Origin of the sequence: Bartonella queenslandensis AUST/NH15 (assembly GCF_000312585.1) — a bacterium.
In the GTDB taxonomy this organism is placed as follows: domain Bacteria; phylum Pseudomonadota; class Alphaproteobacteria; order Rhizobiales; family Rhizobiaceae; genus Bartonella; species Bartonella queenslandensis_A.
The window spans coordinates 1-939 of record NZ_HE998063.1 but is presented as its reverse complement, the minus strand read 5'-3'; the positions used below and the strand labels follow the sequence as shown (position 1 = coordinate 939).

3 protein-coding genes are annotated in these 939 nt (G+C 33.1%); 1 reads left to right on the top strand and 2 read right to left on the bottom strand.

Translation table 11 applies throughout. The annotated features are described in order from the left end of the window. Positions 1 to 182: CopG family antitoxin (locus tag BN338_RS09370; RefSeq protein WP_039761494.1), on the top strand; the 182-nt coding region annotated here is incomplete at its 5' end. A gap of 70 nt (positions 183 to 252) precedes the next feature. Here the strand turns inward: BN338_RS09370 and BN338_RS09365 are convergent. Together BN338_RS09365 and BN338_RS09360 are read right to left on the bottom strand one after the other, a co-directional pair. Then, positions 253 to 564, bottom strand: coding sequence for a BrnA antitoxin family protein (locus tag BN338_RS09365; RefSeq protein WP_425277471.1), 312 nt, complete (start codon positions 562 to 564; stop codon positions 253 to 255). After that, complete coding sequence (locus BN338_RS09360; protein WP_039761486.1) at positions 558 to 806, bottom strand: BrnT family toxin; 249 nt, start codon at positions 804 to 806, stop codon at positions 558 to 560. Before BN338_RS09360 ends, BN338_RS09365 begins: the two co-directional genes overlap by 7 nt. Positions 807 to 939 lie beyond the last annotated feature (133 nt).

Sequence of the window (939 nt, the reverse complement as noted above, 5' to 3'; positions counted from 1 at the left end):
AATTAACTGGTTTTAAACCTGTTCATTTTGAATTTTTACCTAAAGAAGCTTCTATAAATATTCGCTTGCCTCAAGCACTTATGAAAGCTTTAAAGGAAAAAGCGAAAAATCAAGCTATTCCTTATACACGCTATGTCAGACATTTGATCGAAAAAGATTTACGAAAAAGTCACTGTAATTAACTTTGCGCCTATTATTAATAATAGAGCAAACAGAGAGACATTAAAATGTGTTACAGTATAAACAAAAACCTTATAACCCAACGGCTTTACGTAGAATGTCATCGACTTTTGATTGCCACCCACGACCAAAGGCTTTAAGTTTTTTTAAAACATCTGGTGACAAACGAATTGATACTTGCTCTTTAGGGTTATCAATTTGTGGTCGCCCTCGAGAACGTTTAATGCTTTCAGCTAAATCAGGAAATACTTCTGCAAATGATTTTGCTTGAGCAATTTGTTCATCTGTCGCTTCTGGAGCGTCTGGATCATGTGCAATTTCTTTTTGAATTTCAGCCTCTTCTTCATCGGTGAGAGGTTTAATATATGGATATTTCGTCATAATATTAAACTCCTTTCTTTTTTGCTCGCACGTCTCATAGAAATGATAGAAACCGCTTCATCGCCAAGTGTAGCAAAAACGACTGCAATAACATTATTGGTAAAAACATTAATAGCCATAAAACGTCCTTGCTTTGCTGGAAGGATGATCGCTGTTTCAAAAAATTCTATTTGAAGATCAGCAAAATCAAGACCATGTTTTTCAATGTTTTTGTGTCGTTTAATTTCATCATAAGTAATAACCATAAATTAATGTATTACATTTATTCAAAGAGGTCAACAATAAAAGTGATACAAAATATCTTTAGTGTTTATTTCCTTTAAATTTCTCTTGGTAACATCAGCGTTCTTGTGCATGTAAAATAAGTTTGTACATACC

Excerpts from the sequence above, each read along its gene's own strand:
- BN338_RS09360 (WP_039761486.1), bottom strand. The coding sequence starts at position 806 with ATGGTTATTACTTATGATGAAATTAAACGACACAAAAACATTGAAAAA.